Genomic DNA, 24,069 nt, shown 5'->3' with positions numbered 1-24,069 from the left:
TTTTTTACACGGGGAGCCAGCGATCCTGCGTTCCCCGCTGATCTATTTAGAGGGTTATACGCTTGTTTGACCGTTATGATGCTGGTGAGCAGGCGGTACTGGTACACATCTATTTTACGCAAGACAAAGATATGGAAGACCTCCAGGAGTTTGAATCTCTGGTTTCTTCCGCCGGTGTCGAAGCATTGCAGGTGATTACCGGTAGCCGTAAAGCGCCGCACCCAAAGTATTTTGTAGGTGAAGGTAAAGCAGTTGAAATTGCGGAAGCCGTAAAAGCGACGGGTGCTTCGGTCGTTCTTTTTGACCATGCCCTGAGCCCGGCGCAGGAGCGTAACCTGGAGCGTTTGTGCGAGTGTCGTGTCATCGACCGCACCGGCCTTATTTTAGATATTTTTGCCCAACGTGCGCGTACTCATGAGGGTAAGTTGCAGGTTGAGCTGGCGCAGTTGCGCCATCTGGCTACGCGCCTGGTGCGTGGCTGGACCCACCTTGAAAGACAGAAAGGCGGGATCGGTTTGCGTGGTCCTGGTGAAACCCAGCTCGAAACCGACCGTCGTTTGTTGCGTAATCGCATCGTACAGATACAGTCGCGCCTGGAAAGAGTTGAAAAGCAGCGTGAGCAGGGGCGGCAATCGCGTATCAAAGCCGACGTTCCTACTGTTTCGCTGGTGGGATATACCAACGCCGGTAAATCTACCCTTTTCAATCGCATCACCGAAGCGCGGGTCTATGCGGCAGACCAGTTGTTTGCCACCCTCGACCCGACGTTGCGGCGTATTGACGTCGCAGATGTCGGTGAAACCGTGCTGGCGGATACCGTAGGGTTTATTCGCCATTTGCCGCACGATCTGGTGGCGGCATTTAAAGCCACGTTACAAGAGACGCGGCAAGCCACACTGCTGCTGCATGTGATTGATGCGGCAGATGTGCGTGTACAAGAAAACATCGAAGCGGTGAATACGGTTCTTGAAGAGATCGATGCTCACGAGATCCCAACTCTGCTGGTGATGAACAAGATCGATATGCTGGAAGATTTCGAACCGCGTATTGATCGGGACGAAGAGAATAAACCGATCCGTGTCTGGCTTTCCGCGCAGACCGGAGCGGGGATACCACAGCTTTTTCAGGCTTTGACGGAGCGGCTTTCCGGTGAGGTGGCGCAGCATACATTGCGTCTGCCGCCGCAGGAAGGGCGTCTGAGAAGTCGTTTTTATCAGCTTCAGGCAATAGAAAAAGAGTGGATGGAGGAGGACGGCAGTGTAAGTCTGCAAGTTCGTATGCCGATCGTTGACTGGCGTCGCCTCTGTAAACAAGAACCGGCGTTGATCGATTACCTGATCTAACCGGCAAAGCGTCTGAAGCGTGGAGTCATATCCTCTGGCGTCGAAAGACAACAGGGATCACCGCATAACAAATATGGAGCACAAACATGGCGTGGAATCAGCCCGGTAATAACGGACAAGACCGCGACCCGTGGGGAAGCAGCAAACCTGGCGGCAACTCTGAGGGAAATGGAAACAAAGGCGGTCGCGATCAAGGGCCACCTGATTTAGATGATATCTTCCGCAAACTGAGCAAAAAACTCGGTGGTCTGGGCGGCGGTAAAGGCAGCGGTTCTGGCGGTGGTAGTTCATCGCAAGGCCCGCGCCCGCAGCTTGGCGGTCGTGTCGTTACCATCGCAGCGGCAGCGATTGTCATTATCTGGGCGGCCAGTGGTTTCTACACCATTAAAGAAGCCGAACGCGGCGTGGTAACACGCTTTGGTAAATTCAGCCATCTGGTTGAACCTGGTTTGAACTGGAAGCCGACGTTTATCGACGAAGTAAAACCGGTGAACGTGGAAGCCGTGCGTGAACTGGCTGCTTCCGGTGTGATGCTGACATCGGACGAGAACGTGGTGCGCGTTGAGATGAACGTGCAGTACCGCGTCACTAATCCGGAAAAATACCTGTATAGCGTGACCAGCCCGGATGACAGTCTGCGTCAGGCAACCGACAGCGCCCTGCGTGGGGTTATCGGTAAATACACCATGGACCGCATTCTGACGGAAGGTCGTACCGTAATTCGTAGCGATACTCAGCGCGAACTGGAAGAGACTATCCGCCCGTATGACATGGGTATCACTCTGCTGGACGTCAACTTCCAGGCAGCTCGTCCGCCGGAAGAAGTAAAAGCGGCGTTTGACGATGCGATTGCCGCGCGTGAAAACGAACAGCAATACATTCGTGAAGCAGAAGCGTATACCAACGAAGTTCAGCCGCGTGCAAACGGTCAAGCGCAACGTATCCTCGAAGAGGCACGTGCGTACAAGGCCCAGACCATCCTGGAAGCCCAGGGTGAAGTGGCGCGCTTTGCTAAACTTCTGCCGGAATATAAAGCTGCGCCGGAAATTACTCGCGAGCGTCTGTATATCGAGACGATGGAAAAAGTGTTGGGCAACACCCGCAAAGTGCTGGTTAACGATAAAGGTGGCAACCTGATGGTTCTGCCGTTAGACCAGATGCTGAAAGGCGGCAATGCGCCTGCGGCGAAGAGCGACAACGGTGCCAGCAACCTGCTGCGTCTGCCGCCAGCCTCTTCTTCCACGACCAGTGGGGCAAGCAACACGTCGTCCACCAGTCAGGGCGATATTATGGACCAACGCCGCGCCAACGCGCAGCGTAACGACTACCAGCGTCAGGGGGAATAACGATGCGTAAGTCAGTTATCGCGATTATCATCATCGTGCTGGTAGTGCTTTACATGTCTGTCTTTGTCGTCAAAGAAGGTGAGCGCGGTATTACGCTGCGTTTTGGTAAGGTACTGCGTGACGATGACAACAAACCTCTGGTTTATGAGCCGGGTCTGCATTTCAAGATACCGTTTATTGAAACGGTGAAAATGCTCGACGCGCGTATTCAGACCATGGACAACCAGGCCGACCGCTTTGTGACCAAAGAGAAGAAAGACCTGATCGTCGATTCTTACATCAAATGGCGCATCAGCGATTTCAGTCGTTACTACCTGGCAACGGGCGGTGGCGACATTTCGCAAGCGGAAGTGCTGTTGAAACGTAAGTTCTCTGACCGTCTGCGTTCTGAAATTGGTCGCCTGGACGTGAAAGACATCGTCACCGACTCCCGTGGTCGCCTGACCCTGGAAGTGCGTGACGCGCTGAACTCCGGTTCTGCGGGTACAGAAGATGAAGTTACTACCCCTGCGGCAGATAACGCCATTGCTGAAGCGGCAGAGCGCGTGACGGCTGAGACGAAGGGCAAAGTTCCGGTCATCAACCCGAACAGTATGGCGGCGCTGGGTATTGAAGTTGTCGATGTGCGTATTAAGCAGATCAACCTGCCGACCGAAGTGTCTGAAGCGATCTACAACCGTATGCGCGCCGAGCGTGAAGCGGTAGCACGTCGTCATCGTTCACAAGGTCAGGAAGAAGCAGAAAAACTGCGTGCGACTGCTGACTATGAAGTCACCAGAACGCTGGCAGAAGCAGAGCGTCAGGGCCGTATCATGCGCGGTGAAGGCGATGCTGAAGCTGCCAAGCTGTTTGCAGACGCATTCAGCAAAGATCCGGACTTCTATGCGTTCATTCGTAGCCTGCGTGCTTATGAGAACAGCTTCTCTGGCAATCAGGACGTGATGGTCATGAGCCCGGACAGCGATTTCTTCCGCTACATGAAGACGCCGAGCTCCACGACGCGTTAAGATAACGACCGCGGTACAGGTGAATAAAACCACCGCATCCTCAGGGATGTCGGTGGTTTTCTTTTTCTATAAGGATAATGAATGAATTCGACAATCTGGCTGGCGCTTGCTCTGGTTTTGGTGCTGGAAGGTTTAGGGCCGATGCTTTACCCACAGGCGTGGAAAAAGATGATTTCCGCAATGACTAATTTACCCGATAATATTTTACGTCGTTTTGGTGGTGGACTTGTGGTTGCGGGCGTTGTGGTCTACTACATGTTGAGGAAAACGATTGGCTGAACAAAAAATAGACTGACTAAGGTCATTTTTGGATGCAAAAAGTGCTGTAACTCTGAAAAAGCGATGGTAGAATCCATTTTTAAGCAAACGGTGATTTTGAAAAATGGGTAACAACGTCGTCGTACTGGGCACCCAATGGGGTGACGAAGGTAAAGGTAAGATCGTCGATCTTCTGACTGAACGGGCTAAATATGTTGTACGCTACCAGGGCGGTCACAACGCAGGCCATACTCTCGTAATCAACGGTGAAAAAACCGTTCTCCATCTTATTCCATCAGGTATTCTCCGTGAGAATGTAACCAGCATCATCGGTAACGGTGTTGTGCTGTCTCCGGCTGCGCTGATGAAAGAGATGAAAGAACTGGAAGACCGTGGCATCCCCGTTCGTGAGCGTCTGCTGCTGTCTGAAGCATGTCCGCTGATCCTTGATTATCACGTTGCGCTGGATAACGCGCGTGAGAAAGCACGTGGTGCGAAAGCGATCGGCACCACGGGTCGTGGTATCGGGCCTGCTTATGAAGATAAAGTGGCACGTCGCGGTCTGCGTGTTGGCGACCTTTTCGACAAAGAAACCTTCGCTGAAAAACTGAAAGAAGTGATGGAATATCACAACTTCCAGTTGGTTAACTACTACAAAGTTGAAGCGGTTGATTACCAGAAAGTTCTGGATGATACGATGGCTGTTGCTGACATCCTGACTTCTATGGTGGTTGACGTTTCTGACCTGCTCGACCAGGCGCGTCAGCGTGGCGATTTCGTCATGTTCGAAGGTGCGCAGGGTACGCTGCTGGATATCGACCACGGTACTTATCCGTACGTAACTTCTTCCAACACCACTGCAGGTGGCGTGGCGACCGGTTCCGGCCTGGGCCCGCGTTATGTTGATTACGTTCTGGGTATCCTCAAAGCTTACTCCACTCGTGTAGGTGCAGGTCCGTTCCCGACCGAGCTGTTTGATGAAACTGGCGAGTTCCTCTGCAAGCAGGGTAACGAATTCGGCGCAACTACGGGTCGTCGTCGTCGTACCGGCTGGCTGGACACCGTTGCTGTTCGTCGTGCAGTACAGCTGAACTCCCTGTCTGGCTTCTGCCTGACCAAACTGGACGTTCTGGATGGCCTGAAAGAGGTGAAACTCTGCGTGGCTTACCGTATGCCGGATGGCCGCGAAGTGACTACCACTCCGCTGGCAGCTGACGACTGGAAAGGTGTAGAGCCGATTTACGAAACCATGCCGGGCTGGTCTGAATCCACCTTCGGCGTGAAAGATCGTAACGGCCTGCCGCAGGCGGCGCTGAACTACATCAAGCGCATTGAAGAGCTGACCGGTGTGCCGATCGATATCATCTCTACCGGCCCGGATCGTACTGAAACCATGATTCTGCGCGACCCGTTCGACGCGTAATTCTGGTACGCCCGGCAGATATTTTGCCTGCTGGGCTAACAGTGTGATACATTGCTGTGTCGGGTAAGCTATTACGCTATCCGACACAGTGTTAAATCCTCGCTTTTTTCCTTCCCCAAACTGAAATAAATTAGCGACACAGCTTGTGGCTGGTTTATCATCAATATAAATGTATTTTTTCCCGATTTCCCTTTTTTGAGGTTGATGTGCAGTTAACGAGTTTCACTGATTACGGATTACGCGCGCTGATCTATATGGCATCATTGCCAGAAGGGCGGATGACCAGTATTTCTGAAGTGACTGACGTCTACGGCGTCTCCCGTAATCATATGGTCAAAATAATCAATCAACTTAGTCGTGCCGGCTACGTGACTGCTGTTCGTGGAAAAAATGGCGGCATTCGTCTTGGTAAACCGGCGAGTGCGATACGTATTGGTGATGTGGTGCGCGAGCTGGAACCCTTATCTCTGGTGAATTGCAGCAGTGAGTTTTGCCACATTACACCTGCCTGTCGGTTGAAGCAGGCACTTTCTAAGGCCGTGCAAAGTTTTCTTACGGAACTGGATAACTACACGCTTGCCGATTTGGTTGAAGAGAATCAACCGCTTTATAAATTATTGCTGGTGGAGTGACGAAAATCTTCATCAGAGATGACAACGGAGGAACCGAGATGTCACAAGATCCTTTCCAGGAACGCGAAGCTGAAAAATACGCGAATCCCATCCCTAGTCGGGAATTTATCCTCGAACATTTAACCAAGCGTGAAAAACCGGCCAGCCGTGATGAGCTGGCAGTAGAACTGCACATTGAAGGCGAAGAGCAGCTTGAAGGCCTGCGTCGCCGCCTGCGCGCGATGGAGCGCGACGGTCAACTGGTCTTCACCCGCCGTCAGTGCTATGCGCTGCCGGAACGCCTCGACCTGGTGAAAGGTACCGTTATTGGCCACCGTGATGGCTACGGCTTTCTACGGGTTGAAGGACGTAAAGATGATTTGTATCTCTCCAGCGAGCAGATGAAAACCTGCATTCATGGCGATCAGGTGCTGGCGCAACCGCTGGGTGCTGACCGTAAAGGCCGCCGTGAAGCGCGAATAGTCCGCGTACTGGTGCCAAAAAACAGCCAGATTGTTGGCCGCTATTTTACCGAAGCGGGCGTCGGCTTTGTGGTTCCTGATGATAGCCGTCTGAGCTTCGATATTTTAATCCCGCCCGATCAGATCATGGGCGCGCGGATGGGCTTTGTGGTCGTTGTCGAACTGACTCAACGCCCGACTCGCCGTACCAAAGCGGTGGGTAAAATCGTCGAAGTGCTTGGCGATAACATGGGTACTGGCATGGCGGTCGATATCGCTCTGCGCACCCATGAAATTCCGTACATCTGGCCGCAGGCTGTTGAGCAACAGGTTGCCGGGCTGAAAGAAGAAGTGCCGGAAGAAGCAAAAGCTGGCCGTGTTGATCTGCGCGATTTACCGCTGGTCACCATTGATGGCGAAGACGCCCGTGACTTTGACGATGCGGTTTACTGCGAGAAAAAACGCGGCGGCGGTTGGCGTTTGTGGGTCGCAATTGCCGACGTCAGTTACTATGTGCGTCCGCCAACACCGCTGGACAGCGAAGCGCGTAACCGTGGTACTTCGGTCTACTTCCCGTCACAGGTTATCCCGATGCTGCCGGAAGTGCTCTCTAACGGCCTGTGCTCGCTCAACCCGCAGGTAGATCGCCTGTGTATGGTGTGCGAGATGACGATTTCGTCGAAAGGTCGCCTGACTGGCTACAAATTCTACGAAGCGGTGATGAGCTCTCACGCGCGTCTGACCTACACCAAAGTCTGGCATATTCTGCAGGGCGATCAGGATCTGCGCGAGCAGTACGCGCCGCTGGTTAAGCATCTCGAAGAGCTGCATAACCTCTATAAAGTGCTGGATAAAGCCCGTGAAGAACGCGGTGGGATCTCGTTTGAGAGCGAAGAAGCGAAGTTTATTTTCAACGCTGAACGCCGTATTGAGCGTATCGAACAGACTCAGCGTAACGACGCACACAAGTTAATTGAAGAGTGCATGATTCTGGCGAATATCTCGGCGGCGCGTTTCGTTGAGAAAGCTAAAGAACCGGCACTGTTCCGTATTCACGACAAGCCGAGCACCGAAGCGATTACCTCTTTCCGTTCAGTGCTGGCGGAGCTGGGGCTGGAACTGCCGGGGGGTAATAAGCCGGAACCGCGTGACTACGCGGAACTGCTGGAGTCTGTTGCCGACCGTCCTGACGCAGAGATGCTGCAAACTATGCTGCTGCGCTCGATGAAACAGGCGATTTACGATCCGGAAAACCGCGGTCACTTCGGTCTGGCATTGCAGTCCTATGCGCACTTTACCTCGCCGATTCGTCGTTATCCTGACCTTACGCTGCACCGCGCCATTAAGTATCTGCTGGCGAAAGAGCAGGGGCATCAGGGCAACACCACTGAAACCGGTGGCTACCATTATTCGATGGAAGAGATGCTGCAACTGGGCCAGCACTGTTCGATGGCAGAACGTCGTGCCGATGAAGCAACGCGCGATGTGGCTGACTGGCTGAAGTGTGACTTCATGCTCGACCAGGTAGGTAACGTCTTTAAAGGCGTGATTGCCAGCGTTACTGGCTTCGGCTTCTTTGTCCGCCTGGATGACCTGTTCATTGATGGTCTGGTCCACGTCTCTTCGTTGGACAACGACTACTATCGCTTTGACCAGGTGGGTCAACGTCTGATGGGCGAATCCAGTGGTCAGACTTACCGCCTGGGCGACCGCGTGGAAGTTCGCGTCGAAGCGGTTAATATGGACGAGCGCAAAATCGACTTTAGTCTGATCTCCAGTGAACGCGCACCACGTAACGTTGGTAAAACCGCGCGCGAGAAAGCGAAAAAAGGCGATGCCGGCAAAAAAGGCGGTAAGCGTCGTCAGGTAGGCAAAAAGGTAAACTTTGAGCCAGATAGCGCCTTCCGTGGTGAGAAAAAAGCGAAGCCGAAAGCGGTGAAGAAAGACGCGAAAAAAGCGAAAAAGCCATCGGCTAAAACACAAAAAATAGCCGCTGCGACCAAAGCGAAGCGTGCGGCGAAGAAAAAAGTGGCAGAGTGATCAATACCCTCTTCAAACAGAAGAGGGTCAGATTGCTGACAAAATGCGCTTTGTTCATGCCGGATGCGGCGTGAACGCCTTATCCGGCCTACATAATCACGCAAATTCAATATATTGCAGGGATCATGTAGGCCTGATAAGCGTAGCGCATCAGGCAAAACGTAAACAACGAGTACATTAATGAGCGAAATGATTTACGGCATCCACGCAGTGCAGGCCCTGCTGGAGCGCGCCCCTGAACGTTTTCAGGAAGTCTTTATTTTAAAAGGCCGTGAAGATAAACGTCTGTTACCGCTGATTCACGCCCTTGAGTCTCAGGGCGTGGTTATCCAGTTGGCAAATCGGCAATATCTCGACGAGAAAAGCGACGGTGCCGTGCATCAGGGCATTATCGCCCGCGTGAAGCCTGGACGGCAGTATCAGGAAAACGATCTGCCGGATCTGATCGCTTCGCTCGATCAACCGTTCCTGCTGATCCTCGACGGTGTAACCGATCCGCATAATCTCGGTGCGTGCCTGCGTAGCGCGGATGCTGCTGGCGTTCATGCGGTAATTGTGCCGAAAGATCGCTCTGCACAGCTCAACGCCACGGCGAAAAAAGTGGCCTGCGGCGCGGCAGAAAGTGTTCCGCTAATTCGGGTGACCAACCTGGCGCGCACTATGCGTATGTTGCAGGAAGAGAATATCTGGATCGTCGGTACGGCAGGTGAAGCGGATCACACGCTCTATCAGAGCAAAATGACCGGGCGCCTGGCGCTGGTAATGGGCGCAGAAGGTGAAGGTATGCGTCGCCTGACCCGTGAACATTGCGATGAGTTGATCAGCATCCCGATGGCCGGAAGCGTTTCTTCGCTGAACGTTTCGGTTGCGACCGGAATTTGCTTATTTGAAGCGGTGCGTCAGCGCAGCTAATCCCTCTGATTTAAGAAAAACCATCCAGATTTGGATGGTTTTTTTTTATCTATAGCTGGTAAGATAATTACGCTCTACAAATATTCATTTTATTAATAATTAACTTTAATCTATATGGAATAATATATGACATGGAATCCGTTGGCGCTGGCGACGGCGCTGCAAACTGTACCTGAACAAAATATTGATATAACGAATAGCGAAAACGCATTAATTATTAAAATGAATGATTATGGCGATTTGCAGATCAATATTCTTTTTACTTCCCGCCAGATGATTATCGAAACTTTTATTTGCCCGGTAAGTTGTATCAGCAATCCGGATGAATTTAATACCTTTTTATTAAGAAATCAGAAGATTATGCCGCTGTCATCGGTGGGGATCTCCAGTGTGCAACAGGAAGAGTATTACATCGTTTTCGGGGCGTTATCGCTTAAATCTTCCCTTGAAGACATCCTGCTGGAGATAACCACGCTGGTGGATAACGCATTGGATCTGGCTGAAATTACTGAAGAATATTCACACTAATTACAAGGAAAAGTATTTATGGGGATTTTAAAAAGTTTATTTACGCTGGGTAAATCTTTTATCTCTCAGGCAGAAGAATCCATTGAAGAAACTCAGGGTGTACGGATGCTGGAGCAACATATTCGCGACGCTAAAGCTGAACTGGATAAAGCTGGAAAATCGCGCGTCGATCTGCTGGCGCGAGTGAAATTAAGCAACGACAAACTGAAAGATTTACGCGAACGTAAAGCTGGTCTGGAAGCCCGTGCGCTGGAAGCGTTAAATAAGAACGTTAATCCGTCGTTGATTAACGAAGTCGCTGAAGAAATCGCCCGCCTTGAGAATCTCATTACCGCTGAAGAACAAGTATTGTCGAATCTGGAAGTCTCCCGCGATGGCGTGGAAAAAGCCGTTGCGGCGACGGCACAGCGTATTGCCCAATTTGAGCAACAAATGGAAGTCGTTAAAGCGACTGAAGCCATGCAGCGTGCGCAGCAGGCCGTAACGACCTCGACCGTTGGCGCCTCTTCCAGCGTTTCGACAGCGGCAGAGTCATTAAAACGCCTGCAAACGCGTCAGGCTGAACGTCAGGCTCGACTGGATGCCGCCGCACAGCTGGAAAAAGTCGCAGACGGTCGCGACCTTGACGAAAAGCTGGCGGAAGCCGGAATTGGCGGCACCAATAAAAGCAGCGCCCAGGATGTGCTGGCAAGACTGCAACGCCAACAGGGCGAGTAATTTTTTTGCCAGCCTTACTAAAAGACTGGCAACTATTTTAAGGATAAAATATGTCTGGTTTTTTCCAGCGCCTGTTTGGCAAGGATGATAAGCCTGCTATTACTCGCGGTCCGCTGGGACTCCATCTCAATAGTGGCTTTACGCTCGACACATTAGCGTTTCGTTTACTGGAAGATGAATTGCTGATTGCGTTGCCGGGGGAAGAATACACAGTGGCCGCCGTCAGCCACATCGATCTGGGCGGTGGTAGCCAGATTTTCCGCTACTACACTTCGGGCGATGAATTTCTGCAAATCAATACTACTGGCGGCGAAGATATTGATGACATTGATGATATCAAGCTCTTTGTCTACGAAGAGAGCTACGGCATCAGCAAAGAGAGTTACTGGCGCGAGGCGATCAACGCCAAAGCGATGGGGGCGATAACCTTAAACTGGCAGGAAAAATGCTGGCAGAGATTTTTTAACAGCGAAGAACCGGGAAATATTGAACCCGTCTACATGCTGGAAAAAGTAGAAAATCAAAACCATGCCAAATGGGAAGTGCATAATTTTACCATGGGCTACCAACGGCAAGTGACCGAAGATACTTACGAATATTTGCTTTTAAATGGTGAGGAATCTTTTAACGATCTCGGCGAGCCGGAGTGGCTATTTTCGCGCGCTCTGGGTGTCGATATCCCACTGACATCACTTCATATTATTGGTTAATTACAGGGACGTTTATAATGCATATACTGGATTCACTCCTTGCTTTTAGCGCCTATTTTTTTATCGGCGTGGCGATGGTAATCGTTTTTCTTTTTATCTATTCCAAAATTACTCCGCATAATGAATGGCAGTTGATCAAGAATAATAACACTGCGGCGTCGCTGGCGTTCAGCGGTACATTGTTGGGCTACGTGATCCCGTTATCCAGTGCGGCAATTAACGCGGTGAGCATCCCGGATTATTTCGCCTGGGGGGGTATCGCTCTGGTGATTCAGTTACTCGTTTTTGCTGGCGTCAGACTTTATATGCCGGCATTAAGCGATAAAATTATTAATCACAACACTGCGGCAGGAATGTTTATGGGAACCGCCGCGCTGGCTGGCGGTATTTTTAACGCAGCTTGTATGACATGGTAATGGACGATCATGGCCAGAAAACGCAAATCAAGAAATAACAGTAAAATTGGTCACGGAGCGATCAGTCGCATTGGTAGACCCAATAATCCTTTTGAGCCACGTCGCAATCGCTACGCACAAAAATATCTCACGCTGGCGATTATGGGCGGCGCAGTTTTTTTAGTGATCAAAGGATGGAGTGAAAGTAGCGATGTCGATAACGACGGTGACGGAACGTTTTATTCGACAGTGCAGGATTGTATTGATGACGGTAATAATGCAGACATTTGCGCGCGTGGCTGGAACAACGCCAAAGCGGCATTTTATGCCGATGTACCGAAGAATATGACTCAGCAAAATTGTCAGTCTAAGTATCAAAATTGCTATTACGACAATATCGAACAGAGTTGGATCCCGGTCGTTTCTGGATTTTTGTTAAGCCGGGTTATTCGTAAAGATCGCGATGAGCAGTTCGTCTATAACAGCGGCGGATCCTCATTTGCTTCGCGACCCGTCTGGCGCAATACTTCCGGTGATTACTCCTGGCGCTCCGGCTCTGGTAAAAAAGAGTCTTACTCTACTGGTGGTTTTACCACCAAAAAAGCCTCGACTGTTTCTCGCGGCGGCTATGGTCGCTCGTCCAGTGCCCGCGGGCATTGGGGAGGCTAATCATGCTGAGACACAATGTTCCTGTGCGGCGGGATCTTGACCAGATCGCCGCCAATAACGGTTTCGACTTTCATATCATCGATAATGAAATCTATTGGGATGAGAGTCGGGCCTACCGATTTACCCTGCGCCAGATTGAAGAGCTGATCGAAAAGCCCACTGCGGAACTGCACCAGATGTGCCTCGATGTGGTGGAGCGCGCGGTTAAAGATGAACAGATCCTGACGCAACTGGCGATCCCACCGCTGTACTGGGATGTGATTGCTGAAAGCTGGCGCGCACGCGATCCTTCGCTGTATGGCCGTATGGATTTTGCCTGGTGTGGTAATGCGCCGGTTAAGCTGCTGGAGTACAACGCCGATACGCCAACTTCATTGTACGAGTCGGCTTATTTCCAGTGGTTGTGGCTGGAAGATGCCCGGCGAAACGGCGTTATTCCGCGTGATGCCGATCAATACAATGCCATTCAGGAATGCCTGATCTCGCGCTTTAGTGAGCTTTATAGTCGGGAGCCGTTTTATTTTTGCTGTTGTCAGGATACTGACGAAGACAGGACAACCGTGTTGTATTTGCAGGACTGCGCCCAGCAGGCAGGGCAGGAGTCTCGGTTTATCTACATTGAAGATCTCGGTTTGGGCGTCGGCGGCGTGCTGACCGATCTTGATGATAACGTCATCCAGCGCGCATTTAAGCTTTATCCGCTGGAGTGGATGATGCGTGATGATAACGGTCCTCTTCTGCGCAAACGTCGTGAGCAGTGGGTGGAACCGTTATGGAAAAGTATTTTGAGCAACAAAGGGTTAATGCCGCTGCTTTGGCGCTTCTTTCCTGGTCATCCTAATCTTCTGGCGTCCTGGTTCGATGGCGAGACACCGCAGATTGCCGCTGGCGAAAGCTACGTACGTAAACCGATCTATTCGCGTGAAGGTGGTAACGTCACCATTTTTGACGGCAAGAATAATGTCGTTGACCATGCAGATGGCGATTACGCCGATGAACCGATGATCTATCAGGCGTTTCAACCGCTACCGCGATTTGGCGATAGTTACACGCTGATTGGTAGCTGGATTGTCGATGATGAAGCGTGCGGTATGGGCATCCGCGAAGATAACACGCTGATCACTAAGGACACTTCGCGTTTTGTTCCGCACTACATTGCGGGTTAAGAATGTTTTAGCAATCTCTTTCTGTCAGGAATCCGTGGCAGTGACCATACTAATGGTGACTGCCATTGATGGAGGGAGACACAGTGCACTGGCAAACTCACACTGTTTTTAATCAACCTATACCCTTAAATAACAGCAACTTATACCTTTCTGATGGCGCGCTCTGCGAAGCGGTAACGCGCGAAGGCGCTGGCTGGGATAGCGATTTTCTCGCCAGTATTGGTCAGCAACTCGGAACAGCTGAATCCCTTGAACTGGGGCGGCTGGCGAATGTAAACCCGCCTGAATTATTGCGCTACGATGCCCAGGGGCGTCGTCTGGACGATGTCCGTTTTCATCCTGCATGGCACCTGCTGATGCAGGCGTTATGTACCAATCGGGTGCACAACCTGGCCTGGGAAGAAGATGCTCGTTCTGGCGCATTTGTGGCGCGGGCGGCGCGTTTTATGCTGCACGCGCAGGTTGAGGCCGGATCGTTATGCCCGATAACCATGACCTTTGCCGCTACTCCATTGCTGTTACAGATGTTGCCAGCGCCGTTTCAGGACTGGACCACGCCGCTGTTGAGCGATCGCTACGATTCCCACTTATTGCCAGGCGGGCAAAAACGCGGCTTGTTGATTGGCATGGGAATGACGGAAAAGCAGGGCGGTTCCGACGTGATGAGCAACACCACTCGCGCAGAACGTCTGGACGATGGGTCTTATCGGTTGGTGGGGCATAAATGGTTTTTCTCGGTGCCACAAAGTGACGCGCATCTGGTGCTGGCGCAGACCGCGGGCGGTTTGTCCTGCTTTTTTGTGCCGCGATTTTTGCCCGACGGGCAACGCAACGCGATTCGCCTGGAGCGTCTGAAAGATAAACTGGGTAATCGTTCCAATGCCAGTTGCGAAGTGGAGTTTCAGGATGCCATTGGCTGGTTGTTGGGTCAGGAAGGGGAAGGGATTCGCCTGATCCTGAAAATGGGCGGGATGACGCGTTTTGATTGTGCTCTGGGCAGCCACGCTATGATGCGTCGTGCGTTCTCGCTGGCGATTTATCACGCTCATCAACGCCATGTATTTGGTAATCCATTGATCCAACAGCCTCTTATGCGCCATGTCTTAAGCCGCATGGCGCTCCAGCTTGAAGGGCAAACAGCTTTGTTGTTTCGTCTGGCGCGGGCGTGGGATCGACGTGCCGATGCCAAAGAAGCCCTGTGGGCGCGTTTATTTACGCCTGCGGCTAAATTTGTGATCTGCAAACGAGGCATGCCGTTTGTGGCTGAAGCGATGGAGGTGCTGGGCGGCATTGGCTATTGCGAGGAGAGCGAGCTACCGCGTCTTTACCGGGAGATGCCGGTAAACAGCATCTGGGAAGGCTCTGGCAATATTATGTGCCTCGATGTGCTGCGCGTTCTCAATAAGCAGGCTGGGGTATACGATTTGCTGACAGAAGCGTTTGTGGAAGTGAAAGGGCAAGATCGTTATTTTGACCGTGCGGTTCGTCGCTTACAACAGCAACTGCGCAAACCAGCTGAAGAATTGGGACGGGAGATAACACATCAATTATTTTTGCTGGGCTGCGGCGCGCAAATGTTGAAATATGCTTCTCCGCCAATGGCGCAGGCGTGGTGTCAGGTGATGTTAGATACGCGCGGCAGCGTGCGGTTGTCAGAGCAGATCCAGAATGATTTATTGCTGCGGGCGACGGGCGGTGTGTGTTTGTAAGCGTATACGCCTGATGCGACGCTGGTTTCGGTTAACTAAATGAAATATATGAAAATTGTAGGCCGGACAAGGCGCTCGCGCCGCATCCGGCATTGTTCATTCGCTGTTGATGCCACTCACGCATACAGTATCGCCTGTACGCGCCAGTTATCGGGCTGCTGGTCTTCATACATGGTAATAATGCGATACCATGACGCCCCTTGTTCATCGGCCTTTAACGCCACGATACGTTCCACGTCCTGCGGATCCCCTGAAATATTGCTAACCGAGATCTGACCTATTTCATTCAGGCCCGTCACGCAGTCAGCACTGGCGAATTCTGCAGACTGTGCCGTGGCGCTCGCAGGACAAGTCACTAATTGCAGCGAGGGTGAGGCAAGTAATTGTTTCATCGTCAGCTCCATTTTTCGTTTCCCCACATGTGGCAGGGCATTCCATCGCGGTAATAAACGCCCGAGCTTCCCGCCGGTAATTTATTGTGCACAGGTAAACGCATAGGGACGCAAAGCAATGTAAAGCTGGCTGTATAAGTTGTCTGATTTATTTACGGTATATACTCGTCATACTTCAAGTTGCATGTGCTGCGTCTGCGTTCACTCACCCCAGTCACTTACTTATGTAAGCTCCTGGGGATTCACTCGCTTGTCGCGTTACTCGGCCTGAGGCCTCGCCCTTTCAGGGCCAACGCAAGCGTTGTTCAAAACGCCCCTGCCGTTTTGTCCTGCAACTCGAATTATTTAGAGTATAAAATGGCTTGTGAATACCACTGTCCTGTCACGATGGTTTCATCCACCATTACGACAACGTAATAATCAGCTTTTGCAGCGACAGCTTTCGCTCTGATTTCTGCTAATGCGTCATCCGGAGAACCCCGTACCATCGTGCTTACGCTACCTATTCGCTGTAACCCTTGGGTCTGGTCGCGGCGAATCTCTTGCGGATGGTCCGTTACTGGCGGTGCTGGCTGTGGCGTACCTTGCAGTGCGCTACAGGCGCTTAACATCAGCACCAATAATAAACTGGCAAACCGGTAAATAACGCTATTACGTTTCCTGCTAACCATAGTGTAGTGCCTTATTAATTTAACTTGAGGGGAATGTTCCCGAATTGTTACCTGGTACGCGATTTTCGAATGAAAACGTGACGAAAGCGTAATCCATATCTCAACATTATGAACTAATACCGCCAGCAGAAACTTGTGCTAAGGATTTCTTCATGTCATACCAGACAAAAAGGAGTGACAAATGATTGAAATAGAATCGTGCGTGCTGGCAGATATTCCCGTTCTTCACGCTTACCCCGTAGGGCAAAAAGATATCCCGTTACCGTGCGTGATTTTTTATCACGGCTTTACTTCATCCAGCCTGGTTTATAGCTATTTTGCCGTCGCGCTGGCGCAGGCTGGTTTACGGGTGATCATGCCGGATGCGCCCGAACACGGTAGTCGTTTTAGTGGCGACGCAGCGCGGCGGTTAAATCAATTCTGGCAAATCTTGCTACAAAGTATGCAGGAATTCACTACTTTACGTGCTGCAATAGCTGAAGAAAACTGGCTGCTTGATGACCGTCTGGCGGTTGGTGGCGCGTCGATGGGCGCGATGACGGCGCTGGGGATTACCGCTCTCCACTCAACGGTGAAATGTACCGCCAGCATGATGGGATCGGGCTATTTCACATCGCTTGCCCGTTCACTGTTTCCACCGCTAATACCTGAAACCGCAGCACAGCAAAACGAATTTAATAACATTATCGCCCCGCTGGCGGAATGGGAAGTGACAAAGCAAGTGGAACAACTTGGAGACAGACCTTTATTGCTGTGGCATGGCCTTGATGACGACGTAGTGCCTGCCGATGAATCTCTTCGTTTACAGCAGGCATTAATACAGGCGGGACTGGATAAACAATTAACCTGTTCATGGCAGCCAGGTGTGCGCCACCGCATTACGCCCGAGGCGTTAGATGCCGCAGTGGCGTTTTTCCGCCAGCATCTTTAAACACGCAGAATGCTGACCCCTTGTGCTTCCAGCTGTTGCAGAATCTCCGGGTTAGCATTTTTGCCGGTGATCAGCATATCGATTTGATCCGCGCGGCTAAAGAGCATACCCGCGCGTTCACCAATCTTACTGCTATCGACCAGCACTACCAGTTTCCCCACCACACTCAGCATCTTCTGCTCTGCCATCGCCGTCAGCATATCGGTTTTATACAAACCTTCCGCCGTCAGCCCTTTACCGCTGGTAAACATCCAGTGTCCGGCATAGAGACTATTTTCGCTGCCCTGTGGGCTTAAGGTGATGGACTGACTTTTGTTGTACTGCCCGCCCATGATGATCACGCTGTCATGTTCCTGATCGATCAGGTAATTTGCCAACGGCAGGTAATTAGTGATGATTTGCACCGGTTTGCCACACATTTCCCGCCCGAGCAGAAACGCGGTGGAGCCGCAGTTGATGACTACGCTCTCGCCCGGGTTGACCAGCTGTGAAGCCGCTTTGGCGATACGTACTTTTTCATCGTGATTTTGTGCCTGGTGCAGATTCATTGGCGTCCAGCGTGGGCGCTGTTGGGTAATAGCTTCTGCGCCATTACGCACTTTTTTCAGTTTGCCGCTTTCGTCGAGTTTATTGATATCGCGTCGCGCGGTAGCAGGTGAAATTCCCAGGCGCTCAACGACTTTCTCCACGGTCACAAAGCCCAATTGTGCGAGCATTTCCAGGAGGATTTGATGTCTTTGTGCTTCAGTCATGAGCTATTCCGATAAAATTTGATTTTTTTAGATGATATTTGAAATAGCCAGGAAATACTACGCCGGATAGCGCGAACATCTTCACGCTATCCGGTATCAACGACAGATTACAGGAACGATTTGAACGGCAGATCCGGTTCAATGGTGAAGCAATCGTCAAAACCACGCGGATAGTGATACTCGAAGTTGTCTTTATCCAGAGGCCAGGTGAACTTGCCGCCCACCTGCCAGATAAACGGCTTAAAGCCATATTTCAGACGATCTTTTTTCATCTCCCATAGCACGCGGATCTCCTGCGGATCGGCCTGGAAGTTTGACCAGATATCATGGTGGAACGGGATAACCACTTTCGCATTCAGGGCTTCACCCATACGCAGCATATCGGCGCTGGTCATTTTGTCGGTAATACCGCGCGGGTTCTCACCATACGATCCTAAAGCCACGTCAATCTGATGCTCGTTACCATGTTTTGCATAGTAGTTGGAGTAGTGGGAATCGCCGCTGTGATACAGCGAACCGCCCGGCGTTTTGAACAGATAGTTCACCGCACGATCGTCCATGCCGTCTGGCAGCACGCCTGCCGCTTTTTGATCCGCAGGCAGGGTAATCAGTGCAGTACGGTCGAAGGCGTCAAGTGCATGAATTTCGATATCTTTTACTTTCACCACGTCGCCCGGTTTGACCACGATGCAGCGTTCTTTCGGTACGCCCCAGCCGATCCATAAATCCACGCAGGTTTTCGGTCCGATAAACGGTACGTCATCAGCGCAGTTCTGCATCACGGCAGCAGCGACGTTGACGTCGATATGATCGTTGTGATCGTGAGTTGCCAGTACGGCGTCGATCTGGCGAATAGCAAATGGATCAAGGACAAACGGAGTGGTGCGCAGGTTTGGCTGCAGTTTTTTCACGCCAGCCATGCGCTGCATCTGGTGACCCTGTTTCATCAGTGGGTTACCGTGACTTTGTTTGCCAGTACCGCACCAAAAATCGACGCAGACGTTGGTGCCGCCTTCCGATTTCAGCCAGATCCCAGTACAGCCGAGCCACCACATCGCAAATGTGCCAGGAGCGACCTGCTCTTGTTCAATTTCTTCATTCAGCCAGCTACCCCATTCCGGGAAAGTGCTCAGGATCCAGGATTCACGGGTGATACTTTTCACTTTACTCATCGCCATTTACCTTCATGATAGTTCAATTCGAATCAACATGTGATTGGTTTTGATTAATCCTGACACTATTTTTTCAGGAAGGCAATGACCATTTTTTGACTTTTTGCCAGGGGAGTTGTTGTGAATTTTGAGTATGGAAAGACTTAATGGAATGTGTAATTCAATTAACTATATGAATTTAAATGAGTAAGTGTTTCGTGGCGTGAATCCCGTATTTTCGTTATGGAATTATTTGCGTGCCGCGTCACATTTAATCATAAATAATCTTGTTGTGATTACTTTTGAAAATTAGAGTGAGTGCACAACATTCCGGGTGTGCGGAATACTCGGTTACCTCTTCTTCAGGAGATCGTTATGGAGATCCTCTACAACATCTTTACCGTGTTTTTTAACCAGGTCATGACCAATGCCCCGTTGTTGTTGGGTATTGTGACCTGTCTGGGCTACATCCTGCTGCGCAAAAGTGTCAGTGTAATTATCAAAGGTACGATAAAAACCATTATTGGTTTCATGTTGTTGCAGGCAGGGTCCGGCATCCTGACCAGCACCTTCAAACCGGTGGTGGCGAAAATGTCTGAAGTCTACGGCATCAACGGTGCGATTTCAGATACTTACGCTTCCATGATGGCCACTATCGAGCGCATGGGTGACGCCTATAGCTGGGTGGGGTACGCGGTACTGCTGGCTCTGGCGCTGAACATCTGTTACGTGCTGTTGCGTCGCATTACCGGCATTCGCACCATCATGCTGACCGGCCACATTATGTTCCAGCAGGCGGGGCTGATTGCCGTTACGTTGTTTATTTTCGGCTACTCCATGTGGACCACCATTATCTGCACCGCGATTCTGGTTTCGCTCTATTGGGGCATCACCTCCAACATGATGTACAAGCCAACTCAGGAAGTGACGGACGGCTGCGGTTTCTCCATCGGTCACCAGCAACAGTTTGCATCCTGGATTGCCTATAAAGTCGCGCCGTTCCTCGGCAAAAAAGAGGAGAGCGTTGAAGATCTCAAACTGCCAGGCTGGCTGAACATTTTCCACGACAACATCGTCTCCACGGCGATTGTAATGACCATCTTCTTTGGCGCCATTCTGCTCTCCTTCGGTATCGACACCGTGCAGGCGATGGCGGGCAAAGTGCACTGGACGGTCTACATCCTGCAAACCGGTTTCTCCTTTGCGGTGGCGATTTTCATCATCACTCAGGGCGTGCGCATGTTTGTGGCGGAACTCTCTGAAGCGTTTAACGGTATCTCCCAGCGCCTGATCCCGGGTGCGGTTCTGGCGATTGACTGTGCGGCTATCTATAGCTTCGCGCCGAACGCCGTGGTCTGGGGCTTTATGTGGGGCACCATCGGTCAGCTGATTGCGGTTGGCATTCTGGTCGCCTGCGGCTCTTCCATTCTGATTATTCCAGGCTTTATTCCGATGTTCTTCTCCAACGCCACTATTGGCGTATTCGCTAACCACTTCGGCGGCTGGCGTGCGGCACTCAAAATTTGTCTGGTGATGGGGATGATTGAAATCTTCGGCTGCGTCTGGGCGGTGAAACTCACCGGTATGAGTGCCTGGATGGGCATGGCGGACTGGTCGATTCTGGCACCGCCGATGATGCAGGGCTTCTTCTCCATCGGTATCGCCTTTATGGCCGTCATCATTGTAATTGCACTGGCTTATATGTTCTTCGCTGGCCGCGCGCTGCGCGCAGAAGAAGATGCAGAAAAACAACTGGCAGAACAGTCTGCTTAATAAGGAGTTTTGATTATGACCGTACGTATTCTGGCTGTGTGTGGCAACGGACAAGGCAGTTCCATGATCATGAAAATGAAAGTGGACCAGTTTTTAACCCAGTCGAACATCGACCACACGGTAAACAGCTGCGCGGTTGGCGAGTACAAAAGTGAGTTGAGCGGCGCGGATATCATCATCGCTTCTACCCATATCGCGGGCGAAATCACCGTAACCGGCAACAAATATGTGGTTGGCGTGCGCAACATGCTCTCACCTGCCGACTTTGGCCCGAAACTGCTGGAAGTGATCAAAGAGCATTTCCCGCAGGACGTGAAGTAAGGGCGCGCCATGAAATTACGTGATTCGCTGGCTGAAAATAAATCCATCCGTCTGCAGGCCGAAGCAAATACCTGGCAGGAAGCGGTGAAAATCGGCGTTGACCTGCTGGTGGCGGCGGACGTTGTCGAACCGCGTTACTACCAGGCGATTCTGGATGGCGTTGAACAGTTTGGCCCCTATTTCGTTATCGCTCCGGGGCTGGCGATGCTGCACGGGCGGCCGGAAGAGGGCGTTAAGAAAACAGGTTTCTCTCTGGTAACGCTGAAAAAGCCGCTGGAATTTAACCACGACGACAACGATCCGGTGGATATCCTCATCACCATGGCGGCGGTCGATGCCAACACTCACCAGGAAGTGGGCATCATGCAGATAGTCAACCTGTTTGAAGATGAAGAGAATTTCGACCGTTTACGCGCCTGCCGTACCGAGCAGGAAGTACTGGATTTAATTGACCGCACCAACGCGGCAGCTTAAGAAGGAATTGAACATGTCATTACCGATGTTGCAGGTCGCGCTGGACAACCAGACTATGGATAGCGCCTACGAAACCACTCGCCTGATTGCCGAAGAAGTCGACATTATCGAAGTGGGTACCATTCTGTGCGTGGGCGAAGGCGTGCGTGCGGTTCGTGACCTGAAAGCGCTTTACCCGCACAAAATCGTGCTGGCAGACGCCAAAATTGCCGATGCGGGCAAAATCCTTTCTCGTATGTGCTTCGAAGCCAACGCTGACTGGGTGACCGTGATTTGCTGTGCGGATATCAACACCGCCAAAGGTGCGCTGGACGTGGCAAAAGAGTTTAACGGCGACGTGCAGATCGAACTGACCGGTTACTGGACCTGGGAACAGGCGCAGCAGTGGCGTGACGCAGGCATTGGGCAGGTGGTTTATCACCGCAGCCGTGACGCGCAGGCCGCTGGCGTGGCGTGGGGCGACGCGGATATCACCGCAATTAAACGTCTTTCCGATATGGGCTTCAAAGTGACCGTAACCGGGGGCCTGGCGCTGGAAGATCTGCCGCTGTTCAAAGGCATTCCGATTCATGTCTTCATCGCTGGCCGCAGCATCCGTGACGCCGCGTCTCCGGTTGAAGCCGCGCGTCAGTTCAAACGTTCCATCGCCCAACTGTGGGGCTAAGGAGCGGATATGCTGTCCAAACAGATCCCGCTCGGCATTTATGAAAAAGCACTCCCTGCCGGGGAGTGCTGGTTGAAACGGCTGCAACTGGCGAAAGAGTTGGGTTTTGATTTTGTCGAGATGTCGGTGGATGAAACGGACGCTCGCCTGTCGCGCCTTGACTGGAGCCGTGAACAACGTCTGGCGCTGGTCAACGCGATTGTTGAAACGGGTGTGCGCGTGCCGTCCATGTGCCTTTCAGCTCATCGTCGTTTTCCTCTGGGGAGTGAAGATGACGCAGTGCGGGCGCAGGGGCTGGAGATCATGCGTAAAGCTATCCAGTTCGCGCAGGACGTCGGCATTCGCGTGATCCAACTGGCGGGCTATGACGTTTACTATCAGGAAGCCAATAACGAAACGCGTCGTCGTTTCCGTGACGGGCTGAAAGAGAGCGTTGAGATGGCAAGCCGGGCGCAGGTCACGCTGGCGATGGAGATCATGGACTATCCGTTGATGAACTCTATCAGCAAGGCGCTGGGTTACGCGCACTATCTCAACAACCCGTGGTTCCAGCTCTACCCGGATATTGGCAACCTGTCGGCGTGGGACAACGACGTGCAGATGGAATTGCAGGCCGGAATAGGGCACATCGTCGCGGTGCATGTGAAAGACACCAAACCGGGCGTCTTCAAAAACGTACCGTTTGGCGAAGGTGTGGTGGATTTCGAACGTTGCTTCGAAACGCTCAAACAGAGTGGCTATTGCGGGCCTTACCTGATTGAGATGTGGAGCGAAACGGCGGAAGACCCGGCGGCGGAAGTGGCGAAAGCGCGTGATTGGGTGAAAGCGCGCATGGCTAAAGCAGGCATGGTGGAGGCGGCATAATGCAAAAGCTGAAACAGCAGGTATTTGAAGCCAACATGGATCTGCCGCGCTACGGGCTGGTGACCTTTACCTGGGGCAACGTCAGCGCCATTGACCGCGAACGCGGGCTGGTGGTGATCAAGCCCAGCGGCGTCGCCTACGAAACCATGAAAGCAGACGATATGGTGGTGGTCGATATGAGCGGCAAGGTGGTGGAAGGGGAGTATCGTCCGTCTTCCGACACTGCGACGCATCTCGAACTCTACCGTCGTTACCCGTCGCTTGGCGGCATTGTCCATACCCACTCTACTCATGCCACCGCATGGGCGCAGGCGGGGCTGGCGATCCCGGCGTTAGGCACCACGCACGCCGACTACTTCTTTGGCGATATTCCGTGTACTCGCGGATTAAGCGAAGAAGAGGTACAGGGCGAGTATGAACTGAACACTGGCAAAGTGATTATCGAAACGCTGGGTGATGCCGAGCCGCTACATACACCGGGTATTGTGGTGTACCAGCACGGGCCATTTGCCTGGGGTAAAGATGCCCACGACGCGGTGCATAACGCGGTGGTGATGGAAGAAGTGGCGAAAATGGCGTGGATTGCTCGCGGCATTAACCCGCAGCTAAATCCCATCGACAGCTACCTGATGAATAAACACTTCATGCGTAAGCACGGGCCCAACGCCTATTACGGGCAGAAGTAAGCAGTGCGCCCCGGAATTATTACCTCCTGCGGGATGTAATTGGTCTGATTCCGGGGCCGCTTCAGTTAAAAAATCGTATAAACAGCAGGTGTTTT

At 51.9% G+C, this 24,069-nt stretch carries 26 protein-coding genes; 22 read left to right on the top strand and 4 right to left on the bottom strand.

Annotated features, from left to right (window positions below; translation table 11 throughout):
* Window positions 1-62 precede the first annotated feature (62 nt).
* From hflX to H9644_RS01900, 15 genes are all read left to right on the top strand, one after another.
* A complete protein-coding gene (gene hflX / locus H9644_RS01970) occupies window positions 63-1,343 on the top strand; it encodes a ribosome rescue GTPase HflX (RefSeq protein ID WP_000460360.1) in 1,281 nt (426 codons plus the stop codon).
* An 86-nt stretch (window positions 1,344-1,429) separates the two neighbouring features.
* The gene (gene hflK, locus H9644_RS01965) at window positions 1,430-2,689 is read left to right on the top strand and encodes an FtsH protease activity modulator HflK (RefSeq protein ID WP_001517623.1); all 1,260 of its coding nucleotides are present in this window, start codon (window positions 1,430-1,432) and stop codon (window positions 2,687-2,689) included.
* 2 nt (window positions 2,690-2,691) lie between these two features.
* Complete coding sequence (gene hflC, locus H9644_RS01960; protein WP_064525789.1) at window positions 2,692-3,696, top strand: protease modulator HflC; 1,005 nt, start codon at window positions 2,692-2,694, stop codon at window positions 3,694-3,696.
* Window positions 3,697-3,777: 81 nt separating this feature from the next.
* A complete protein-coding gene (locus H9644_RS01955) occupies window positions 3,778-3,975 on the top strand; it encodes a DUF2065 domain-containing protein (RefSeq protein ID WP_001089300.1) in 198 nt (65 codons plus the stop codon).
* Window positions 3,976-4,078: 103 nt separating this feature from the next.
* On the top strand, window positions 4,079-5,377 hold the full coding sequence (purA, locus tag H9644_RS01950; protein WP_064525791.1) for an adenylosuccinate synthase: 1,299 nt from the start codon (window positions 4,079-4,081) through the stop codon (window positions 5,375-5,377).
* A 206-nt stretch (window positions 5,378-5,583) separates the two neighbouring features.
* Complete coding sequence (gene nsrR, locus H9644_RS01945; protein WP_001177639.1) at window positions 5,584-6,009, top strand: nitric oxide-sensing transcriptional repressor NsrR; 426 nt, start codon at window positions 5,584-5,586, stop codon at window positions 6,007-6,009.
* 38 nt (window positions 6,010-6,047) lie between these two features.
* A complete protein-coding gene (gene rnr / locus H9644_RS01940) occupies window positions 6,048-8,489 on the top strand; it encodes a ribonuclease R (RefSeq protein WP_064525793.1) in 2,442 nt (813 codons plus the stop codon).
* 180 nt (window positions 8,490-8,669) lie between these two features.
* Entirely contained in the window at window positions 8,670-9,401 is a 732-nt protein-coding gene (rlmB, locus tag H9644_RS01935; RefSeq protein WP_001293282.1) for a 23S rRNA (guanosine(2251)-2'-O)-methyltransferase RlmB, read from the top strand.
* Between the two features lie 126 nt (window positions 9,402-9,527).
* Window positions 9,528-9,929 carry a YjfI family protein gene (locus H9644_RS01930; RefSeq protein ID WP_064525794.1) on the top strand — a complete coding sequence of 134 codons (402 nt, stop codon included), beginning with the start codon at window positions 9,528-9,530 and terminating at the stop codon, window positions 9,927-9,929.
* An 18-nt stretch (window positions 9,930-9,947) separates the two neighbouring features.
* Window positions 9,948-10,646 carry a PspA/IM30 family protein gene (locus tag H9644_RS01925; protein ID WP_064525796.1) on the top strand — a complete coding sequence of 233 codons (699 nt, stop codon included), beginning with the start codon at window positions 9,948-9,950 and terminating at the stop codon, window positions 10,644-10,646.
* A gap of 50 nt (window positions 10,647-10,696) precedes the next feature.
* Entirely contained in the window at window positions 10,697-11,356 is a 660-nt protein-coding gene (locus tag H9644_RS01920) for a YjfK family protein (protein WP_191772875.1), read from the top strand.
* A 17-nt stretch (window positions 11,357-11,373) separates the two neighbouring features.
* Entirely contained in the window at window positions 11,374-11,772 is a 399-nt protein-coding gene (locus tag H9644_RS01915; protein WP_064525800.1) for a DUF350 domain-containing protein, read from the top strand.
* Window positions 11,773-11,781: 9 nt separating this feature from the next.
* Window positions 11,782-12,420, top strand: a complete 639-nt coding sequence (locus H9644_RS01910; RefSeq protein WP_064525802.1) for a DUF1190 domain-containing protein — start codon at window positions 11,782-11,784, stop codon at window positions 12,418-12,420.
* A gap of 2 nt (window positions 12,421-12,422) precedes the next feature.
* The gene (locus tag H9644_RS01905; protein WP_191772874.1) at window positions 12,423-13,586 is read left to right on the top strand and encodes a glutathionylspermidine synthase family protein; all 1,164 of its coding nucleotides are present in this window, start codon (window positions 12,423-12,425) and stop codon (window positions 13,584-13,586) included.
* Window positions 13,587-13,669: 83 nt separating this feature from the next.
* Entirely contained in the window at window positions 13,670-15,295 is a 1,626-nt protein-coding gene (locus H9644_RS01900; protein ID WP_191772872.1) for an isovaleryl-CoA dehydrogenase, read from the top strand.
* Between the two features lie 116 nt (window positions 15,296-15,411).
* Here H9644_RS01900 and yjfN read toward each other — a convergent pair whose 3' ends face one another.
* Entirely contained in the window at window positions 15,412-15,687 is a 276-nt protein-coding gene (gene yjfN / locus H9644_RS01895; RefSeq protein ID WP_001517630.1) for a DUF1471 family protease activator YjfN, read from the bottom strand.
* Window positions 15,688-16,028: 341 nt separating this feature from the next.
* Entirely contained in the window at window positions 16,029-16,358 is a 330-nt protein-coding gene (gene bsmA, locus H9644_RS01890) for a biofilm peroxide resistance protein BsmA (protein WP_064525807.1), read from the bottom strand.
* A 181-nt stretch (window positions 16,359-16,539) separates the two neighbouring features.
* On the opposite strand from bsmA, the gene yjfP reads away from it, so the two are divergent.
* Window positions 16,540-17,289 (top strand): esterase, encoded by a 750-nt coding sequence (gene yjfP / locus H9644_RS01885; RefSeq protein WP_191772869.1) that lies wholly within the window; start codon window positions 16,540-16,542, stop codon window positions 17,287-17,289.
* On the opposite strand, the gene ulaR is transcribed toward yjfP, so the two are convergent.
* Entirely contained in the window at window positions 17,286-18,041 is a 756-nt protein-coding gene (gene ulaR / locus H9644_RS01880) for an HTH-type transcriptional regulator UlaR (protein WP_000133631.1), read from the bottom strand. The genes yjfP and ulaR overlap by 4 nt on opposite strands.
* A 107-nt stretch (window positions 18,042-18,148) precedes the next feature.
* Window positions 18,149-19,213, bottom strand: a complete 1,065-nt coding sequence (gene ulaG, locus H9644_RS01875) for an L-ascorbate 6-phosphate lactonase (protein WP_001295191.1) — start codon at window positions 19,211-19,213, stop codon at window positions 18,149-18,151.
* 354 nt (window positions 19,214-19,567) lie between these two features.
* Between ulaG and ulaA the strand changes: the two genes are divergently transcribed.
* The 6 genes from ulaA to ulaF are packed head-to-tail and all read left to right on the top strand — an operon-like array spanning window position 19,568 to window position 23,974.
* Window positions 19,568-20,965 (top strand): PTS ascorbate transporter subunit IIC, encoded by a 1,398-nt coding sequence (gene ulaA / locus H9644_RS01870; RefSeq protein ID WP_001355100.1) that lies wholly within the window; start codon window positions 19,568-19,570, stop codon window positions 20,963-20,965.
* Window positions 20,966-20,980: 15 nt separating this feature from the next.
* The gene (ulaB, locus tag H9644_RS01865) at window positions 20,981-21,286 is read left to right on the top strand and encodes a PTS ascorbate transporter subunit IIB (protein ID WP_000218362.1); all 306 of its coding nucleotides are present in this window, start codon (window positions 20,981-20,983) and stop codon (window positions 21,284-21,286) included.
* 9 nt (window positions 21,287-21,295) lie between these two features.
* Window positions 21,296-21,760 (top strand): PTS ascorbate transporter subunit IIA, encoded by a 465-nt coding sequence (gene ulaC, locus H9644_RS01860; RefSeq protein ID WP_191772867.1) that lies wholly within the window; start codon window positions 21,296-21,298, stop codon window positions 21,758-21,760.
* Window positions 21,761-21,773: 13 nt separating this feature from the next.
* Window positions 21,774-22,424: a 3-keto-L-gulonate-6-phosphate decarboxylase UlaD gene (ulaD, locus tag H9644_RS01855; RefSeq protein ID WP_064525811.1), complete on the top strand. Its 651-nt coding sequence runs from the start codon at window positions 21,774-21,776 to the stop codon at window positions 22,422-22,424.
* A gap of 9 nt (window positions 22,425-22,433) precedes the next feature.
* Window positions 22,434-23,288, top strand: a complete 855-nt coding sequence (gene ulaE / locus H9644_RS01850) for an L-ribulose-5-phosphate 3-epimerase UlaE (protein WP_064525813.1) — start codon at window positions 22,434-22,436, stop codon at window positions 23,286-23,288.
* The gene (gene ulaF, locus H9644_RS01845; RefSeq protein ID WP_064525814.1) at window positions 23,288-23,974 is read left to right on the top strand and encodes an L-ribulose-5-phosphate 4-epimerase UlaF; all 687 of its coding nucleotides are present in this window, start codon (window positions 23,288-23,290) and stop codon (window positions 23,972-23,974) included. The genes ulaE and ulaF overlap by 1 nt, the downstream gene beginning before the upstream one ends.
* Window positions 23,975-24,069 lie beyond the last annotated feature (95 nt).

This window comes from Escherichia whittamii (assembly GCF_014836715.1).
Lineage (GTDB): Bacteria > Pseudomonadota > Gammaproteobacteria > Enterobacterales > Enterobacteriaceae > Escherichia > Escherichia whittamii.
The sequence above is the reverse complement of the archived record's forward strand: the minus strand, read 5'-3'. Positions and strand labels throughout refer to the sequence as shown.

What these genes read in the sequence shown, in the direction of transcription:
- hflK (WP_001517623.1), top strand. Translation starts at nt 1,430, where the DNA reads ATGGCGTGGAATCAGCCCGGTAATAACGGACAAGACCGCGACCCGTGG.
- hflC (WP_064525789.1), top strand. Translation starts at nt 2,692, where the DNA reads ATGCGTAAGTCAGTTATCGCGATTATCATCATCGTGCTGGTAGTGCTT.
- H9644_RS01955 (WP_001089300.1), top strand. Translation starts at nt 3,778, where the DNA reads ATGAATTCGACAATCTGGCTGGCGCTTGCTCTGGTTTTGGTGCTGGAA.
- purA (WP_064525791.1), top strand. Translation starts at nt 4,079, where the DNA reads ATGGGTAACAACGTCGTCGTACTGGGCACCCAATGGGGTGACGAAGGT.
- rnr (WP_064525793.1), top strand. Translation starts at nt 6,048, where the DNA reads ATGTCACAAGATCCTTTCCAGGAACGCGAAGCTGAAAAATACGCGAAT.
- rlmB (WP_001293282.1), top strand. Translation starts at nt 8,670, where the DNA reads ATGAGCGAAATGATTTACGGCATCCACGCAGTGCAGGCCCTGCTGGAG.
- H9644_RS01930 (WP_064525794.1), top strand. Translation starts at nt 9,528, where the DNA reads ATGACATGGAATCCGTTGGCGCTGGCGACGGCGCTGCAAACTGTACCT.
- H9644_RS01925 (WP_064525796.1), top strand. Translation starts at nt 9,948, where the DNA reads ATGGGGATTTTAAAAAGTTTATTTACGCTGGGTAAATCTTTTATCTCT.
- H9644_RS01920 (WP_191772875.1), top strand. Translation starts at nt 10,697, where the DNA reads ATGTCTGGTTTTTTCCAGCGCCTGTTTGGCAAGGATGATAAGCCTGCT.
- H9644_RS01915 (WP_064525800.1), top strand. Translation starts at nt 11,374, where the DNA reads ATGCATATACTGGATTCACTCCTTGCTTTTAGCGCCTATTTTTTTATC.
- H9644_RS01910 (WP_064525802.1), top strand. Translation starts at nt 11,782, where the DNA reads ATGGCCAGAAAACGCAAATCAAGAAATAACAGTAAAATTGGTCACGGA.
- H9644_RS01905 (WP_191772874.1), top strand. Translation starts at nt 12,423, where the DNA reads ATGCTGAGACACAATGTTCCTGTGCGGCGGGATCTTGACCAGATCGCC.
- yjfN (WP_001517630.1), bottom strand. Translation starts at nt 15,687, where the DNA reads ATGAAACAATTACTTGCCTCACCCTCGCTGCAATTAGTGACTTGTCCT.
- bsmA (WP_064525807.1), bottom strand. Translation starts at nt 16,358, where the DNA reads ATGGTTAGCAGGAAACGTAATAGCGTTATTTACCGGTTTGCCAGTTTA.
- yjfP (WP_191772869.1), top strand. Translation starts at nt 16,540, where the DNA reads ATGATTGAAATAGAATCGTGCGTGCTGGCAGATATTCCCGTTCTTCAC.
- ulaR (WP_000133631.1), bottom strand. Translation starts at nt 18,041, where the DNA reads ATGACTGAAGCACAAAGACATCAAATCCTCCTGGAAATGCTCGCACAA.
- ulaG (WP_001295191.1), bottom strand. Translation starts at nt 19,213, where the DNA reads ATGAGTAAAGTGAAAAGTATCACCCGTGAATCCTGGATCCTGAGCACT.
- ulaA (WP_001355100.1), top strand. Translation starts at nt 19,568, where the DNA reads ATGGAGATCCTCTACAACATCTTTACCGTGTTTTTTAACCAGGTCATG.
- ulaB (WP_000218362.1), top strand. Translation starts at nt 20,981, where the DNA reads ATGACCGTACGTATTCTGGCTGTGTGTGGCAACGGACAAGGCAGTTCC.
- ulaC (WP_191772867.1), top strand. Translation starts at nt 21,296, where the DNA reads ATGAAATTACGTGATTCGCTGGCTGAAAATAAATCCATCCGTCTGCAG.
- ulaD (WP_064525811.1), top strand. Translation starts at nt 21,774, where the DNA reads ATGTCATTACCGATGTTGCAGGTCGCGCTGGACAACCAGACTATGGAT.
- ulaE (WP_064525813.1), top strand. Translation starts at nt 22,434, where the DNA reads ATGCTGTCCAAACAGATCCCGCTCGGCATTTATGAAAAAGCACTCCCT.
- ulaF (WP_064525814.1), top strand. Translation starts at nt 23,288, where the DNA reads ATGCAAAAGCTGAAACAGCAGGTATTTGAAGCCAACATGGATCTGCCG.